We start from the raw sequence: 16745 nt of genomic DNA on the forward strand, positions 1-16745 counted from the left end.
GAAGCTGCTGTCTGTGGCGCGGGCGCTGTGCGGGCCTTTCCCGTCGATCGCCTGTTTTGCGAAATCATGATGGGGAGTGCAGGAATGGCTACGGACAAGAACGGTTTCGAAATTCCCGAACAGATGCGGGATTTCGCAGAAAAAAGCGTCGACCAGGCCCGTAAGGCGTTCGACGACTTCATGTCGGTGACCCAGAAGGCGGTCGCCAATGTGGAAGGCTCGTCTTCTGCGGTTCAGTCCGGCGCTTCCGACATCAACCGCAAGGCCTTCGGCTATGCCGAGGAGCATGTCGATGCCGCCTTCCGCTTCGCCCAGCAGATGGTGCGCGCCAAGGACATGGAAGAAATGATGAAGCTGCAGCAGGACTACCTGCGCAGCCAGATGGAGCAGCTTGGCGAGCAGGCGCGCGAAATCAGCGATGCCGCGACTCGTACCGCGCAGGATGCGGCCCGCGCAGCCAAGGACTGATTGTCCGTCTTCTGACCTTTGTCCCGGCGACAAAGATTCACCCAGATCATCCTGCCCGTGGCCTTTGCCATGGGCAGGACCGGATGCGCCGGCACGAGGCTGGCATTCCGCCATTCAGTCAAGTCGTTGACGCTACGAGATTTTATCCTTGCAGCTTCCTACTGCACGGAATGACCCTGCGTTACTTTTCATTGTGCACTGCAAAATAATGTTGCAATGCAGCACGGCCTCACCTATATTAACCCTGCGGATGACGGAGGGACGGGCGGCACGGCCGTCCACGTCCCCCATGCCGGACGATTGCCACGTGATCGGCTCCGGCCCCAGCAGGAGATGACACATGAGCGTTGAAATTTCGCCGGAAGCCACGGCACCGAAGGCCGCCCCGAAGGCGCGCGCAACCAAGACCACCAAGCCGGCAACCGCCGCTTCCCCTTTCTCTGATTTCGAGGCTTTTTCCATGCCGAAGATCGAAGTTCCCGCAATGGTTCGTGAAATGACCGAAAAGGGCATCGAACAGGCCCGTGACGCCTATTCCAAGGTGAAGTCGGCTGCTGAAGAGGCAACCGACCTGCTCGAAGACACCTTCGAGACCTCGCGTCAGGGCGTTGTCGAGTTCAACATGAAGGCGCTGGACGCTGCCAAGGTGAACACCGACGCCACCTTCTCGTTCTTCAAGGACCTGATGGGCGTCAAGACCGTCGCTGAAGCCATCGAGCTGCAGTCGACCTTCGCTCGCCAGCAGTTCGACGCGCTGAGCGCCCAGGCCAAGGACATGCAGGAGTTCGCCACCAAGCTGACCTCCGACGTCACTTCGCCGGTCAAGGAAGCCGTCGAGAAGTCCTTCAAGGACATCAAGGCTGCCTGATCAGATCAGCAGCCGCTGATCGATCACGACATTCAGCCCCGGTGCGCAAGCGCCGGGGCTTTTTGTTGATGGCGCCACGTCAGTCTCAGGACATGACCGAAGCAAGATCGAACCTGTACGTCACACCATGGGCCATCCACCCCGCTGCCGCGGCCCCGTCCAGTTCGCCGCCAAGCTTCTCGGCAAGCCGGCGGGAGGGCGTGTTGTCTGCGTCGATTTCGCAGTGCGCATGATGCCAGCCGAGGTCCCTCGCCAACCAGAGATTGACCCGTCTTGCCGCTTCAAGGGCAAAGCCTCGCCCTTCAAACTCATCGCTCCACAGGGTCCAGGTCAGTTCCGGGCCGGCCAGGTCGGTGAGTTGAAAGGGACCGACATGACCCATCGCGCGTCCTGTTTCCCGGCAGGTGATCGCAAACCGCCCGAAGCCCCGCAGGCGCCAATGACCGATCATGGAGGCGAACTTCTCCTGAACTGCATATTCGGGCTTGGGGCCGCCGGTGTAGCGGGTGCGGTCGGACGACGTCGCATACGCGCGGAACGCCGGCAGGTCAGCCGCGATGAATGTCCGCAGAATCAGGCGTTCGGTTTCAAGCACAGGTGTGCCCGTCAGAGCGGGAAAGGTCATGGAGGTCGCGCTCGCATTGGAACAGGAGCGGTCTATGACGCAGTCCTGTGTCAGATTGATTTCAGTACCTCGCGGGCGATGATCAACCGCTGGATCTCGCTGGTGCCTTCGTAGATCGTGGTGATGCGCGCGTCACGAGCGTGGCGTTCGAGCGGATAGTCCTTGATGTAACCTGCGCCACCGTGGATCTGCAACGCCGTATAGGTCGCCTTCTGGGCGGCTTCCGAGGCAAAGAGCTTGGCCATGGAAGCCTCCTTGCCGAAGGGCCGGCCCTGGTCCTTGGCCCAGGCGGCCTGAAGGATCAGGAGACGCGCCGCCTCCAGCTCGGTTTCGCGGTCGGCAATCATCCACTGGATGCCCTGCATGTCGGCCAGTGACTGGCCGAACTGTTGCCGTTCGCGGGCATAGGCCTTGGCCGCATCCATCGCGGCCCGGGCAATGCCGAGAGCCAGGGACGCAACGCCAATGCGCCCGCCCGCCAGTTCGCCGACGGCCGTGCGGAAGCCGCCGTTTTCAGGGCCCATCAGGGCACTGGCCGCGACGCGGCAGTCCTGGAACAGCACCTCGTTGGTGGCCGAGCCAGTCTGGCCCATCTTCTTCTCCGCCTTGCCGATGACGAGGCCGGGCGTTCCAGCTTCCACGAGGAAACAGGAAATGCCCTTGCCCTTAGGGGCTTGCGGATCTGTCACCGCCCAGACCACAAAGACGCCGGCATATTCGGCCGAGGTGATGTAAAGCTTTGCTCCGTTCAGGACATAGCTGTCGCAGTCCTTCACCGCCCGCGTCCGCATGCCGGCCGGGTCCGATCCGGCGCCGGCCTCCGTCAGGCAGAAGCCGCCGGCGGGATAGGTGCCGTCGCAGAGCTTGGGCAGGTAGGCGGCGCGCTGGGCGTCACTGCCGACCGCCTGGATGACCTCGCCGACCATGTTGCTGACAGAACAGGTGACCGCGGTGGAGGCGCAGGCGCGGGCAAGCGCCTCGATGGCAAGCGCGAAGGCAACCGTGCCCGCTTCCGTGCCGCCATATTCGGCGCGGACGTTAAGACCCATGAAGCCGTTCTCGGCCAGAAGACTGAGATTGCTGAGAAATTCCACGCGGCCTTCGCCCCGGTCCAGCGTTTCGGCCAGCGGCGCGATCCTGTCTTCCGCCAGTTTGCGGGCTGTGTCGGCGATGAGCTGCTGTTCTTCGGTCAGGTCGAAATGCATGATGCCTCCGGTGCCGGTCCTCTGGCTGTTGCTGCGCAATATGGCGCGAGCTTCGGCGAAAGGGCAGGGGGTGGCACGCCGGAACCTGCCCTCCAAAGGGAGGATGCGCCGGATCAGGCGCCGAGCAAACGGGTCCAGGCTTCGGCCAGCGCCTTGCCGGTTGCATCAGCGCGGGCAGCATGGCGCTCGGCTTCAACGGGCAACCGCTCCGACCAATCCGGAGTGTCAGAGGCGATCATGCCGGCAAAAGTCTCTGACCAGTCAAGCACTTCGGGCAAGGCGGCTTCAAAGTGGAACTGGAAGGCATAGGTGCTTCGGCCCAGCCGGAAGCCCTGGTTGACCGTCTGCCGGCTGGTCGCCAGATGCACCGCTTCGGGAGGCAGATCAAAAGTGTCATTGTGCCAGTGAAACAGCGGCGCGCCATCGCCAAGGGCTGAAAACACCGGGTCCGCGCGGCCGGCGTCGGTCGGGGTCACGTCATGCCAGCCGAACTCGATTGGCCGGCCAATGATGTTGCGGCCGCCAAAGGTTCGGGCGATCAGCTGCGAGCCGAGGCAGATGCCCATGACCGGGCGCTCGGCCTGGTGGAAACCGCGGATAAGGTCGCAAACCCTTGGCAGGAAAGGAGAACCCTCATCGTCGAGGGCGTTTTGCCCGCCGCCGAACACGACCAGTCCGGCATAGCCGTCGACGGATGCGGGGACAGGCTCGCCCTCGAAGGCGCGGATCTTGACCACCTCGACCCCGGCCGTTTCCAGCGCGCGGCCGACGTTGCCATAAGGTGTGTCCTGATAGTTCTCGATGGCAAGAACGCGCATGACGGCAAGGCTCCGCTTCCGTGTGGTCTGGACTTTCAATCGGCAATATCCTGTGTCTCGTCAACAGGGAACGGATGGATGAGCTATCGCAATCGCGTGTGGCCGGATGGCCGGATTGTTGCCGAGGCGGCACGCGGTACCGTCATGGGCAATCGTGGTGGCCGCATCCATGATGTTGAAACAAAAGAGATAATCCGAGAGCAGGCCAGCCGGCGCTGGATCTGCTGCGTGCTGTCCTTCAAGGGCCGTCAGCGGCAGGTGATGGGGCAGGGCTATACCGAGCTGTTCTTTCTGGACGAGGTCACGACGCTTGCTGCAGGGCATCGACCCTGTTTCGAATGCCGCCGTGATGCGGCGCGGGCGTACGCCGGAGCGATAGCGCAAGTCCTTGATTTCAAATGCAGTCCGGGCGCGGACGAAATGGATCGGCGGTTGGCGCAGGAGCGCGGCCGTGGCTGGTCCGGAGAGCGGATGACTGATCTTTCCGGCTGTCCGGATGGGACGGTCTTCAGCCAGGATGGCGAGTTTTTTGCCTTGTACAACAAAGGCTTGTTGCGTTGGACACCGGCCGGCTATGCCGCAGCCGGGATCATGCCTGCGGGGCTTCCTCTCCATGTGCTGACGCCGTCCCTGTCGCGGGCCGCGCTTGGTGCCGGCTATCGGCCGATCTGGCATCCGTCCGCCCGCGATGCTTCAGCGTTGTGAATGGATGAGTTCACGAACTCTCATTTGTGTTTGGCTGGCGCGCGGAGGATTGTGCGGGCACGCTGACAAACTCATGCCCTTTCGGGAGAATTCATGTCCCTGACGACCCCAATGTCCGCCCAGACCGCCCAACCGGGCGCGGCGCGCCTGACCTCGACCGATTTCGGCCTTTACGGCATGACGATTTTCGCCTGGGGCTTCAGCTGGATCGCCATGAAGGGGCAGGTGGCGGGCGTGGTGCCGGAGGTGTCGGTGTTCTGGCGCTTCGTCCTGGCGGCCCTCGTCATGCTGGCCTGGAGCCTTGCCGCCCGGGACCGGCTTCTGGCCTTTCCGCTAAAGGCGCATCTGCGCTTCGCCGGACTTGGGGCGTTCATCTTCTCGACCAACTTCACCCTGTTCTATTACGGCGCGCAGTACCTGCCCTCTGGCCTGCTGGCGGTGGTGTTCTCGCTGGCGTCGGTGTTCAACCTGATCCTCGGCTTCCTGCTGTTCGCGCAGCGGCCGAAGCTGGTCATGCTGCTGGCCGGGCTGACCGGGTTTTCCGGCATTGCGTTGATGTTCTGGCCGCAGATTGTCGGGGCGGAACTGAACGTCGATGCCGCCAAGGGACTAGGCCTCTGCATTGCCGGAACGCTGTCCTTCTGCATGGGCAACATGGTGTCGGCCTCAAACCAGAAGTCCGGGATCGCCGTGCGGCCGGCAACGACCTGGGGCATGATCTATGGCGCCTGTTTCCTCGGGCTGTTCTGCCTCCTGCGCGGCGACAGCTTCGCCGTGCCGCTGACGCCGGTCTATCTTGGCAGCCTGGCCTATCTGGCGGTGATCGCCTCGGTGGTGGCCTTTGCCTCCTACCTGACCCTGCTCGGCCGCATCGGGTCAGCGCGGGCGGGCTATTCGACCGTGATCTTTCCGGTCGTGGCACTGACGGTTTCGACCGTGGTGGAGAATTACCACTGGACCCCGGCCGCGCTAATCGGCCTGGGGCTGGTCCTTGCCGGCAACATCATGATGCTGAAGGCGAAATAAGCAACAGAAGCGTCCCGGACCGGTCCGGGACGCTTCTGTCGGAGCGGTCCGGATCACGCCTTGCGCAGGTCTTCCAGGATTGTACCGGCGGCGCGGACTTCGTCTTCGTGCGGCGCATCGCGCCAGGGCTCGGCAAGGGCGGCCTCGAACCAGGATGTCATGCCGGCCAAGGCCAGCATGGTGCTGACATAGCCGCTGGCGGCTGCCGAAAGGCTGGGCGAGTAGGTGCGGGCGCGGAAGACCACGGGCGCATAGAAGGCATCGGCGGCGGTGAAGCGGTCGCCAGCCAGGAACGGCCCGCCAAAGCGCGACAGGCCTTCCTGCCAGATTGCGTCGATCCGGGCCCAGTCCCGCGCCACCGCCGGGCTGACCTCATTCAGCTGCACCTTCAGGCCGCAGTTCATGCTGCACATGGAGCGAAGGGCCTGGAAGCCGGAATGCATTTCCGAGGCGATCGAGCGGGCAAAGGCGCGCGCTTCGCGGTCTGCCGGCCAGATGGCCGGATTTCCCTCGGCCAGATACTCGCTGATGGCGAGCGAATCCCAGACGATGATCTCGCCATCGACCAGGCAGGGAACCTTGCCGGTCGGCGAGAGTGTGGAGACAGTTTTCCAGGCATCGGTGCCGAACGGAACAAGCTGCTCCTCGAAGGGAATGCCAAGTTCCCGCATCAGCAGCCAGGGCCGCAGCGACCAGGAGGAATAGTTCTTGTTGCCGATGAACAGGCGCATGACCGGGATCTCCAGAGAAAATAAGGCGGCGTGGCGAGGCTTGACGATGTTACTCGGCGGCTTGGGGCACGGAAAGATTGTCGAGAGAGGACATGATGTGCTCGACCAGCGCTTCGGTGACACGCGACCGCTGATGCCAGGACCGCATGACCGCGATCTCGCATTCCGGCAGCTTCGGGAAACCATCGGCCTCGCTGAGCACTCTCATGCCGGGCCGCAGGGCTGATTCCGGCAGCACCGAAACGGCAAGGCCCGCCAGCACCGCGGCGCCGACTGCGGTCGAGTTCCAGCTGGAATAAAGCAGCCGGTGCTGGCGCTGCACCGAGGTGAGGGCGGAGAGGGCCGCCCGGCGCCAGTTGCAGGTGGCGCGACCAAGCGCCAGCGGCAGGATTTCCTCGTTCTCGACCGCATGGCGCGCCGAGACGACCCAGAGCAGCGGCTCGCGCCGGATGACCTCATCCCTCTGCGGCCGGTCGGGCTTTTCGACGTGGGTGATGATCGCCACATCGAGCTCATTCGCCGAGACCAGATCGATCAGGTTCGATGTCGGGGCGCAGACCACACTCACTTCGGCCTTCGGATTGGACCGGGAGAAGCGGGCGAGGATCTCCGGCAGGAAGCGGTCTGCGTAGTCATCCGGTGTGCCGAGACGAACGCAGCCCTGCACTTCGGTTTCGTCGAAGGCGGCAAGTGTCTCGTCGTTGAGCTGAACGAGGCGGCGGGCGTAGTGCAGCAGCTTTTCCCCGTCCTCGGTCAGACGTGACATCCGGCCATCGCGGGCGAAGATCGGGCGCCCGATCCGCTCTTCCAGACGCCGCATCTGCATCGAGACCGCCGACTGGGTCTTGTAGACCACCTCAGCTGCGCGGGTGAAGCTGCCGTATTCCGCGATGGCGACAAAAGTTCGCAGCTGATCCAGGTCCAGCATTCATCTCTCCCGGGCCCCGAACGCCAAGGCGACCGGCAAGCCGCTGATGACGCGAGGGTATAAGTGTTCCTCCTCAGATTATCACAAATCATGATCGAACCCATAAGAAACATTCGTTGGATCAATTCATTCAAGCTCGGCATTGTCGCGACATCGGCAACGGGCTCCCAGCTGCTGCCGGTTCCAAAGATGATGAACTGTTTGTTCGGAAAAGCGTTTTCCGAAAACGAAGGAGATTTGTGTCATGTACGCCCTTGCCCTTGCCCCGCTGATCAGCCGGCTCTCCGGATCTGTCGCGAAGGTGTGGCGTGCATTCCGCAATCGCCGTCAGGTTGCTGAACTCACCACCTGGACCGATGAGCAACTGCGCGACATCGGCCTCACCCGGGGGGATGTTCGAGCAGCCATGGGAACACCGCTTTTTGCGGATCCATCAGCTGCCCTCGTCGACAGCCGGTCTACCAAACGGTTCGGCCAGCCGGAACCGCAGACGGATCTCCCGTCCGCCGTGATCATCGACCTCTCCGAGGCGGCCGCCACCCGTCCCCCGCTGTCCTCACCGGCACGTCTTGCCGTGTAACCCCTGTTTCTCCCGGATGTTGCCGGCCCGCTTCCCCCCGCAGCCGGCCGGCAGCGACCAAACCTGCAGCCCCGTCGGCGATTGCCTTGCCGACATTGCCTGGCCCGCCTTCACCGGCGGGCCTTTTTTTATGGGCTGATGTTGGCATGCATTGCGATCTATCCTCCACGCTGTCCCGGCCGTGAGCCGGGACCTGTGAGGCAGTCACCTCGACATCCTACCAGGTCCCGGCTCAAGGCCGGGACGTCGCGGGGTGTTTTCTTGCTTGCGGGGCGGGACATCGGATCTGGACGTGGCAGCAAAACACCGGCGTCACCCCGGCCAAGCGTAGCGCGGAGCCGGGGCCTACTCGCTTGCAGAGCCATTGAAAAACACCATGACTGGGCACTTCGGAACGGAGAGTGCCGAACGAAATCAACGCTCTGCGAACGAGTGGGCCCCGGGTCTCGCGTTGCTCGCCCGGGGTTGTTTGTTGTCCGAGGTGCTAGGGTAAAGGGGAAGCTGCGACCCTTAACCCGCAGCTTCAGCGTCAGGCGACCGTCCCGGGGTCGGGTTTTCACCCGCTGTCATCATGGCTCCCTGACGCTTCCCTTTTCCCGCTTGGAGAGTTGATTGGGCCTCTGGCTGACACCCACGCCCGCAAACAATCCGAAGCACGTCAAGGATAGCACGGCCATGCCCGCCCTGCAGCAGCCTCCCGCCCATGTCTGCGGCTTCGATGTCGCCAAGGACAGCATCACCGCCTTCGACACCGCCACCGGCCGTGTCACGACCTTCCCCAACCGCTCCGCCAGCATCCGCAAGGCGCTGACAGGCCTGTCGGCCGACTGCCTGTGCGTGTTGGAGCCGACCGGCGGCCACGAGCGCCTGCTGGTGGGCGAACTGACGGCAGCAGGCCTTGCCTGCCACCGGGCCGATACCGTTAAGGTCAAGGCATTCAGCCGGTCCTTCGGCCGTCTTGCCAAGACAGACGCCATCGATGCCCAGGCTCTGGCCCGCTATGGCGAGGAGCGCTGGAAGACACTCGCCCTGTTCACGCCGGCCGATGAGACCCAGAGCACACTCGCCAGCCTCAATGCCCGCCGTCAGGAGCTTCTCGCCCTCAAGGTGGCCGAGCAGAACCGCTCAAAGATCCCCGGAGAGGGACCTGGCATCGCGATCATCCGCCGCTCCTGCCAGGTCATCCTGCGGGCGATCCTGCACGAGATCGAGGCCATCGACGCCGCCATCGAGGCGCTCGTCGACGCCTCGCCGCAGCTCGCCCGCCGGATCGAGGTCTGCTGCTCCCTGCCGGGCGTGGGCAAGCGCACCGCCATCACCCTCGCCGCAACCATGCCGGAACTGGGAACGATGGACCGGCGCCAGGCCGCAAGCCTCGCCGGGGTCGCCCCTCATCCCAAGGACAGCGGAACCCTCAAGGGATATCGCCGGATGCATGGCGGACGCTCCACCGTCAAGCCGGCCCTCTTCATGGCCGCCTTGTCCGCAAGCCGCGCAAACGGGCCATTAAAGGAGGTCTATCAAAGGCTTATCAACAACGGGAAGAAGCCAATCCTCGCAATCGCCGCCCTCATGCGAAAGATCATCGTCATCCTGAACGCAAGGATCAGGCACAACGCACAACAACAGAGTTGATGACGCGGAGCAAGGCGAGGCGCGGGGGCTTGTGCGGGGGGAGGAAGGCGGCCAGGTTGCGTGGGAAGCGCAAGGGGGCCGGAGAGGGCGGGTTGACCGGGGCGCCGGGGCGGGTCACCTTGGCGCGGTTTTCCAGGAACCGGAATCGCACGCGTGGCCGAACCGACTGCTCCCTCGAATGTTGCCGAATACTCGGTCTCCGACATCTCGTTTTCCATCAAGCGGACGCTTGAGGAATCCTTTGGCTATGTGCGGGTGCGGGGCGAGCTGGGACGAATTTCGCGGCCGGGCTCCGGGCATATCTATCTTGACCTCAAGGATGACCGGTCGGTGCTCGCTGCCGTCATCTGGAAGGGCGCGGTTTCCAAGCTGAAGATCCAGCCCGAGCAAGGGCTTGAGGTGATTGCCACAGGCAAGGTGACGACCTTCCCCGGCCAGTCGAAGTACCAGATGGTCATCGATGCGCTGGAGCCGGCAGGCGCCGGGGCGCTGATGGCCCTCCTGGAAGAGCGCAAGCGCAAGCTGGCCGCTGAAGGGCTGTTTGCCGCCGAACGCAAGCGGCCGCTGCCGGCGCTGCCGCGCGTGATCGGTGTCGTTACCTCGCCGACCGGTGCGGTGATCCGCGATATCCTGCACCGCCTTGCCGACCGGTTTCCGCTGCATGTGCTGGTCTGGCCCGTGCGCGTGCAGGGCGAGACGAGCGGTGCGGAAGTTGCCAATGGTATTCGCGGCTTCAACGCCCTCATGGACGGGGGAGCGATCCCGCGCCCAGATCTTATCATCGTGGCGCGCGGTGGCGGCAGCCTGGAGGATCTGTGGGGCTTCAACGATGAACAGGTGGTGCGGGCCGCTGCCGAGAGCGCCATTCCGCTGATCTCGGCCGTTGGCCATGAAACCGACTGGACCTTGATCGATCTGGCGGCCGACCTGCGCGCGCCGACGCCGACGGGTGCTGCCGAACTGGCCGTGCCGGTGAAGGCGGAGCTGATGGCGGCCGTCGATGACCTGTCGCGCCGGCTCAACTCCGGCCTTGTGCGGCTGGTTGGCGCACGCCGCACCGAATTGCGCGCGGCTGCGGCAGCCCTTCCCGTGCCGCGCGATCTTCTTGCCTTGCCACGGCAGAGGTTTGACTTTGTCAGCGGCAATCTCGAACGGGCGCTGACGGTCAACACACGGGCGCTGCGCACGCGGCTGGTGCGGGCCGAGACGCTGCTCACGCCGGCAACCCTGTCACGCCGCACGCTGCAGGCGCGCGACAGGCTGACCGGCCTTGGCGAACGGCAGAGCCGGGCGCTGAGTGTTGCCGTTCAGGCTCAGAAGCAGAAACTGACCGCGACTGCCAGCCGCCTGTCGCCCCAGCCCCTGACCCGGCAGATCCGGCTTGGCGCCGAGCGGCTGGACAATCTGTTCGCGCGGCTGACCCGCGCTGCCGCCCAGGCCAACCAGGATCGGCGGCAGCGGCTGGAAGCCCAGGAAAAGCTGCTGAAGTCCCTGTCCTACAAGGATGTTCTGGCGCGCGGCTATGCGCTGGTGCGCGGACCCGATGGCCAGCCCTTGCGCGATCCGGCCGATGCGCCGGCCGGCTCCGAGCTCAGCATCGAGGTGGCCGCCGGCCGCCTTAGCGCCATTGTCAGCGATGGCGGTGACGGGGCACCGGAAGCAACCGCCAGCCCGCGCAAGGCCAGAGCGGTGAGGCCCAAGGCCGAGCCGGGACCGCAAGGCAACCAGGGCTCGCTGTTCTGAAGAAAGTGCTTGCCGTGCCTTCTTCGTCGCTCCTGCCTTCGCAGGAGCGACGAGGGGGGCGTAGTATGGGACCCGCCCGACGTCTTATCCCTCGTCGCTCTTGCGCAGGCAGGAGCGACGAAGGGGAAAGGCTTAGGCGATCTGCCAGCCTCCTCAGCTCCAGCGCGTGGCAAAGTTATCCGGCAGGAGGACGTTGTGGCGGCCGAGGTCGGCGACGTTGCGTTCGCCGCAGAGTGCCATGGTGACGTCCAGCTCCTTGTGGATCACTTCCAGCGCCCGGGTGACGCCGGCCTCGCCCATGGCACCCAGGCCATAGACAAAGGCGCGGCCGATCATCGTGCCCTTGGCGCCGAGGGCCAGCGCCTTCAGCACGTCCTGGCCCGAGCGGATGCCGCTGTCCAGATGCACCTCGATCTTGTCGCCGACGGCATCCATGATCTGCGGCAGCATGCGGATGGAACTCAGCGCGCCGTCGAGCTGGCGGCCGCCGTGGTTCGACACGACGATGGCATCGGCCCCGACATCGAGCGCACGCCTGGCGTCTTCGGCATCGAGGATGCCCTTGAGGATGACCGGGCCGTCCCACCAGCTGCGGAATTCGCGGATGCGGTCCCAGTCGAGCGAGGGGTCGAAGGATTCTGCCGTCCAGCTGCCGAGCGACGACGGGTCGGTGACGCCCTTGGCATGGCCGACGATGTTGCCGAAGAAGCGCCGCTTGGTCTGCAGCATTTCAAGACCCCACGGCACCTTGGTGGCAAGGTTCAGGATCGAGGAGGGTGTCAGCTTCGGAGGGGCGCTGAGGCCGTTCTTCAGGTCCTTGTGCCGCTGGCCCAGCACCTGCAGGTCGACGGTGATGACCAGGGCCGAGCACTTCGCGTCCTTTGCCCGGGCAAAGAGGCGCTTCATGAAGTCATCGTCCTTCAGCGTATAGACCTGGAACCAGAAGGGCTTGCTGGTGTGGCTCGCCACATCCTCGATCGAGCAGATCGACATGGTCGACAGGGTGAAGGGCACGCTGAATTTTTCCGCAGCACGCGCCGCCTTGATCTCGCCGTCTGCCGACTGCATGCCGCACAGGCCAACCGGGGCAAGCGCCACCGGCATGGTGCAGTCCTGGCCAACCATCTTCGACGCGGTGGAGCGGCCGGCCATGTCGACGGCGACGCGCTGGCGCAGGCGGATTTCGTCGAAGTCGGACGAGTTCTCGCGGAACGTCTGCTCCGTCCAGCTGCCGGTTTCCGCGTAGTCGTAGAACATCTTCGGCACGCGGCGCTTGTACAGCCGCTTGAGGTCTTCGATCTCGGTGATGATGGGCATGTGTCTCTGTCCTCCCCGGATGCGTGGTGCTAGGTGCCTGGCGGTGTCTAGAGGTCTTGCGGCGCCGGCGCCGTCGTCTCGTCAGGTGCGGGCTGCGGCCTGGTCCGGCCGCGCCGTGGCTTGGGCAGGCCGGCCAGCCGCTGGGTCAGGCGCAGGCTGGAGACGGCGGCACGGGCGCTGTCCCGCTCCGCCTCCGCCAGCGCATGGCGCACGAACTCGATATGCGCTTCGGCCGCCGCGCGAGCGCTGGCAGCGTCGCCGGCCACGATGCCGGCAAGGATGCTGCGGTGCTGGGCCAGCAGCGCTTCGCGCGCGCCGGGATGGCCAAACAGCTTCTGCTGGCTGAAATAGACGCCGGTTTCCAGGAGACGGTAGCAGGCGCGCAGCGTGTGCAGCAGGACGATGTTGTGCGCCGCCTCGCCGATGGCCTGGTGGAACTCCACGTCGAGCCGGGCTTCGGTAACGCTGTCCTCGGCAGCATAGGCCTCGGCCATGGCCTCGACGATGCGGGCGAGAATATCCTTGTCGGCCTCGGTTGCCCGCTCGGCGGCGCGGGCGGCGGCAAGGCCTTCAATGTCGCGGCGGAAGTCGAGATAATCCTCGATGGCAGCCGGATGGCGGGCAATCAGTGCGACAACGGGCTCGGAGAACACCGTGCCGATGAGATCGGCGACAAAGGTGCCGCCGCCCTGGCGGCTGACGATCAGGCCGCGGGCTTCGAGCGTCTTCAGCGCATCGCGCAGGATGGGGCGGGAGACATCGACAAGCGCACCAAGCTCGCGTTCGGCGGGCAGGCGATCCCCCGGGCGCAGGACGCCGGCGAGAATCAGGCCTTCGATCTGATCCACCACCGCGTCGGCGGTGCGGGCATGATTGATCTTCGTGAACATGCGCGGCTCTCCCGTCGCTTAATTGGTCAAAAATTTTGTCCAATTGCAAGGGATATTGTTTCGCCATCGGTGCTGAGCGCCTGCCGTGGCTGGGACGTGGTGTCGCGGCTGGCGCTCCTCGTGATTTCTTGCATGACAGGCAGGGGGCTGTCGCGTCACCTTGGGGAACCAAGCGAGGGGGCTGGGCGACATGAGCGAGACCTGGGACGCACAGGGCGGCACGCGGCTGCCGGCATTCGAGCGGCATCCGCTCAGGGCGGCGGTGCTGGGGGAAATGCATGCAAGGCCGTTCCGGCCGGTCAGCTCACCACGGCTGATGCTGCATTATGCCTTCACGGTCGATGCAGCGGCGGCGCGAGAGGACAGGCTGTGGTTCGCCGAACTGTGCGCCAGTCACGGCTCGACGCGGCCCGGCGAGGGCGACCGGTCGCATGTGCTGGCCATCGCCGGCGGCACGCTGCGCTGGGAACAGCACGCCGAGTTCATCACCTATACCTATGACGCCGCCCCGATTGGTGAACAGCCCTTCGGCCCGGTGCCGGCCGGGCATCCGTTTGGCGCCGGGTTCCGCGCGCCGGGGCCGATGCTGGCCGCCGCCCGGCTGGATGTGATCGAGGCGGAGGGCACGGCTGCCGACCAGCTGGCGCGCTGGTTCGACCCGGCAAGCCTCGCGGCCTTGCAGTCGGAGGAGGGCCGTGCGATCGCGGTGACGGATTTCCGGCAGGACGGCGATGGCCTGACCCGGATCCTGCTGGTCAACCGCGGCATGGGCGACAGCCAGACCGGGGCGCTGGCGCAGCGGCTGATCGAGGTGGAGACCTATCGCACGCTGGCGCTGCTGGGCCTGCCGATGGCGATCAGCCTGTCGCCGGATGTGCGCCGCATCGAGCAGGAACTGGTGGACCTGACCAACCGCATGCGGGTGGCGACCGATGTCAGCGGCAACCGTGAACTGCTGCAGAAGCTGTCGGATCTGGCGGCTGATCTGGAAGCAGGGGCAGCATCAAGCGCCTATCGCTTTGGCGCAAGCCGTGCCTATCACGACATCGTCCAGGCGCGGCTCGGCACGATTGACGAGGCGCCTGTTGCCGGGCTGCTGGCGATGTCATCCTTCCTGGCGCGCAGGCTGGCGCCAGCCATGCGCACGATCCAGTCGGTGGAAGACCGCCAGATCAACCTGTCGCGCAAGCTGGCCCGGGCAACGACGTTGCTGAGAACCCGGGTTGACGTGGACATGGAAATCCAGAACAGCGAGCTGCTCGATTCCATGAACCGGCGCGCCAGGATGCAGCTGCGGCTGCAGCAGACCGTGGAAGGCCTGTCGGTTGCGGCGGTGAGCTACTATGTCGTCGGGCTGGTGGGATATCTGGCCAAGGGCCTGAAGGAGCTTGGCGCACCGATGCCCGATCCCGGGCTCGTGGCTGGCGTGTCCGTTCCGCTGGTCATGCTGGCGGTGTGGTGGACTGTCCGCCGGATCCGCGCCCATCATGCCGAGCCGGACGAGAAACACTGATACCAGACCGCAGCCCCCGTCTGGACGTGGGCTGCGGCCGGTCGGTTTGCAGAACTTACTTGGAAGAGCCGTCGGCGTTGAACTTCGCGAGATAGGCGATGACGCCCTTCATCTCGTCGTCCTTCTTGATGCCGACGAAGGCCATCTTGTTTTTCGGCACAGCCGTCTTCGGGTCGGCCAGATAGGTGGTCAGGGTCGCTTCATCCCAGACCTTGCCGGCGCCGAATTCGGTCATGGCCGGGGAATACTTGAAGTCCGCGACGGTTGCGACCGCGCGGCCAACGACGCCGTTCAGCACCGGGCCGACCTTGTTCTTGGCGTCCGGGCCAACCGCATGGCAGGCGGCGCACTTCTTGAAGACCTTTTCGCCCAGGGCGGCATCGCCCTCAGCGAAGGATGCAGTGGTGAGGGCCAGCAGGGCGGCGCCCGCGGCAATGCTCAGCTTGATCATTCTGTTCTCTCTCCCTCCTGCAGGCCGTGCCGGTGCCCGGCCGCTTGAGTGGGAGGAACATGAACCGAACGCCCTTGCGAGACAAGACATGCGCGGCGACTTGTCGCGTCGGGGAGTGGGGTTCGGGCACTATGTCGCATCGCCGTTACTCTGCCGCTGTCGCCGAATGCGTGGGTTCGGCCAGCCATTGCTCCAGGCCACTGTCCCAATAGGGGGACGGGCCGTAGAGATGTGCCAGGAAATCGATGAAGACACGCACCTTGGCGGGCAGGAAGCGGCGGCTTGGATAGACCGCGTGCAGGCCGACCTGCCGGGAGGCGCGATAGGCGGGCAGGACGATGCGCAGGCGGCCGTCGCGCAGTTCCGGGCCAATGTCCCAGGTGGACCGCAGCGCGACGCCAACACCGGCGATCAGCGCTTCTCGCACGACCTCGGACGAGTTGGTGCGAAGATGGGAACTGGCCCGAACGATCTCGGTGCCCTGCGGGCCAACCAGCCGCCAGGGATCCTGGGCCGTCGCCGCGATGCGCACGTGGTTTTCGGTGAGGTCAGCAAGGGACTGAGGCTCGCCGTGCCGCGCCAGATAGGACGGGGCGGCACAGAGCACCCGGTGCACCGGCGCAAGCCGGCGGGCAACGAGGCTGGAATCTGACAGCTCGGCAATCCGGATGGCAAGGTCATAGCCATCCCCGACAATGTCGACGAAGTCATCCGACAGGTCGAGGCTGACGGACAGGTCCGGATTGGCTTCCAGGAACTTGCCCAGATGCGGCGCGACATGGAGGCGGCCAAAGGACGTGGGCGCGCTGACCTTGAGCGTGCCACGGGCCTGCGCCGAGCCACGCGTGACAAAGGTTTCGGCTTCCTCGACGCTGGCCAGAATGGCAAGGACCCGGTCATAGAACCCCTGACCTGCCTCGGTGAGGGCAATCTGCCGGGTCGTACGTTGGAGCAGGCGTGTTCCCAGACGGTCCTCCAGGCGCCGGATCCGCTTGGAAACGACCGCCGGAGACAAGGCCATTTCGCGCCCTGCCGCCGACATGCTGCCAGCGGCGACGACACGCGCGAAGATTTCCATGTCCGTGAGATTGCTCATTTGTGACCAACTGGAAAGAGTTCTAGGACCAGACCCGGTGTTTCCCCGTGCCCTGAAGTTTGACAGACTGTCAGGGTCCGGGAGGTCAATGACGCAACGTCGCAGGCGTACGCTCCGCAATGAAACTGACCTTGTGTGCATTTACG

Annotated in this window: 17 protein-coding genes; 8 read left to right on the forward strand and 9 right to left on the reverse strand. The window is 64.9% G+C overall.

Going from position 1 to position 16745, the window contains the following annotated elements; translation table 11 throughout:
• The first annotated feature begins 84 nt into the window (after positions 1-84).
• Entirely contained in the window at positions 85-468 is a 384-nt protein-coding gene (locus tag OVA12_RS18250; RefSeq protein WP_268139823.1) for a phasin, read from the forward strand.
• Between the two features lie 340 nt (positions 469-808).
• Complete coding sequence (locus tag OVA12_RS18255) at positions 809-1336, forward strand: phasin (RefSeq protein ID WP_268139825.1); 528 nt, start codon at positions 809-811, stop codon at positions 1334-1336.
• Between the two features lie 85 nt (positions 1337-1421).
• Here OVA12_RS18255 and OVA12_RS18260 read toward each other — a convergent pair whose 3' ends face one another.
• The 3 genes from OVA12_RS18260 to OVA12_RS18270 all read right to left on the reverse strand — a co-directional run bounded on the left by OVA12_RS18260 (position 1422) and on the right by OVA12_RS18270 (position 3984).
• Positions 1422-1961 (reverse strand): GNAT family N-acetyltransferase, encoded by a 540-nt coding sequence (locus OVA12_RS18260; protein WP_268139827.1) that lies wholly within the window; start codon positions 1959-1961, stop codon positions 1422-1424.
• A 50-nt stretch (positions 1962-2011) separates the two neighbouring features.
• Entirely contained in the window at positions 2012-3166 is a 1155-nt protein-coding gene (locus OVA12_RS18265) for an acyl-CoA dehydrogenase family protein (protein ID WP_268139828.1), read from the reverse strand.
• 113 nt (positions 3167-3279) lie between these two features.
• Positions 3280-3984 (reverse strand): type 1 glutamine amidotransferase, encoded by a 705-nt coding sequence (locus tag OVA12_RS18270; RefSeq protein WP_268139829.1) that lies wholly within the window; start codon positions 3982-3984, stop codon positions 3280-3282.
• A 78-nt stretch (positions 3985-4062) separates the two neighbouring features.
• Here OVA12_RS18270 and OVA12_RS18275 point away from each other — a divergent pair, with 78 nt between their 5' ends.
• Together OVA12_RS18275 and OVA12_RS18280 are read left to right on the forward strand one after the other, a co-directional pair.
• Positions 4063-4689: a hypothetical protein gene (locus OVA12_RS18275; RefSeq protein WP_268139831.1), complete on the forward strand. Its 627-nt coding sequence runs from the start codon at positions 4063-4065 to the stop codon at positions 4687-4689.
• 93 nt (positions 4690-4782) lie between these two features.
• Positions 4783-5715 carry a DMT family transporter gene (locus OVA12_RS18280; RefSeq protein ID WP_268139833.1) on the forward strand — a complete coding sequence of 311 codons (933 nt, stop codon included), beginning with the start codon at positions 4783-4785 and terminating at the stop codon, positions 5713-5715.
• Between the two features lie 53 nt (positions 5716-5768).
• Here OVA12_RS18280 and OVA12_RS18285 read toward each other — a convergent pair whose 3' ends face one another.
• Both OVA12_RS18285 and OVA12_RS18290 read right to left on the reverse strand, forming a co-directional pair.
• Entirely contained in the window at positions 5769-6446 is a 678-nt protein-coding gene (locus tag OVA12_RS18285; protein ID WP_268139835.1) for a glutathione S-transferase family protein, read from the reverse strand.
• A 49-nt stretch (positions 6447-6495) separates the two neighbouring features.
• Positions 6496-7374: a LysR substrate-binding domain-containing protein gene (locus OVA12_RS18290; RefSeq protein WP_268139837.1), complete on the reverse strand. Its 879-nt coding sequence runs from the start codon at positions 7372-7374 to the stop codon at positions 6496-6498.
• 244 nt (positions 7375-7618) lie between these two features.
• On the opposite strand from OVA12_RS18290, the gene OVA12_RS18295 reads away from it, so the two are divergent.
• From OVA12_RS18295 to xseA, 3 genes are all read left to right on the forward strand, one after another.
• Entirely contained in the window at positions 7619-7954 is a 336-nt protein-coding gene (locus tag OVA12_RS18295) for a DUF1127 domain-containing protein (RefSeq protein WP_268139839.1), read from the forward strand.
• Positions 7955-8629: 675 nt separating this feature from the next.
• The gene (locus OVA12_RS18300) at positions 8630-9589 is read left to right on the forward strand and encodes an IS110 family transposase (RefSeq protein WP_268139841.1); all 960 of its coding nucleotides are present in this window, start codon (positions 8630-8632) and stop codon (positions 9587-9589) included.
• Positions 9590-9742: 153 nt separating this feature from the next.
• Positions 9743-11332, forward strand: coding sequence for an exodeoxyribonuclease VII large subunit (gene xseA, locus OVA12_RS18305; RefSeq protein ID WP_268139843.1), 1590 nt, complete (start codon positions 9743-9745; stop codon positions 11330-11332).
• 153 nt (positions 11333-11485) lie between these two features.
• On the opposite strand, the gene OVA12_RS18310 is transcribed toward xseA, so the two are convergent.
• Both OVA12_RS18310 and OVA12_RS18315 read right to left on the reverse strand, forming a co-directional pair.
• Positions 11486-12649: an alpha-hydroxy acid oxidase gene (locus tag OVA12_RS18310; protein ID WP_268139845.1), complete on the reverse strand. Its 1164-nt coding sequence runs from the start codon at positions 12647-12649 to the stop codon at positions 11486-11488.
• A gap of 47 nt (positions 12650-12696) precedes the next feature.
• On the reverse strand, positions 12697-13539 hold the full coding sequence (locus OVA12_RS18315) for an FCD domain-containing protein (RefSeq protein WP_268139847.1): 843 nt from the start codon (positions 13537-13539) through the stop codon (positions 12697-12699).
• Positions 13540-13729: 190 nt separating this feature from the next.
• Here OVA12_RS18315 and OVA12_RS18320 point away from each other — a divergent pair, with 190 nt between their 5' ends.
• Complete coding sequence (locus OVA12_RS18320; RefSeq protein ID WP_268139849.1) at positions 13730-15052, forward strand: DUF3422 family protein; 1323 nt, start codon at positions 13730-13732, stop codon at positions 15050-15052.
• Positions 15053-15107: 55 nt separating this feature from the next.
• On the opposite strand, the gene OVA12_RS18325 is transcribed toward OVA12_RS18320, so the two are convergent.
• Both OVA12_RS18325 and OVA12_RS18330 read right to left on the reverse strand, forming a co-directional pair.
• On the reverse strand, positions 15108-15503 hold the full coding sequence (locus OVA12_RS18325; RefSeq protein WP_268139851.1) for a c-type cytochrome: 396 nt from the start codon (positions 15501-15503) through the stop codon (positions 15108-15110).
• Between the two features lie 145 nt (positions 15504-15648).
• Positions 15649-16599, reverse strand: coding sequence for a LysR family transcriptional regulator (locus OVA12_RS18330; RefSeq protein ID WP_268139853.1), 951 nt, complete (start codon positions 16597-16599; stop codon positions 15649-15651).
• Between the last annotated feature and the right edge of the window lie 146 nt (positions 16600-16745).

The sequence above is a fragment of the Pannonibacter sp. SL95 genome, assembly GCF_026672425.1.
Classification (GTDB): Bacteria; Pseudomonadota; Alphaproteobacteria; order Rhizobiales; family Stappiaceae; genus Pannonibacter.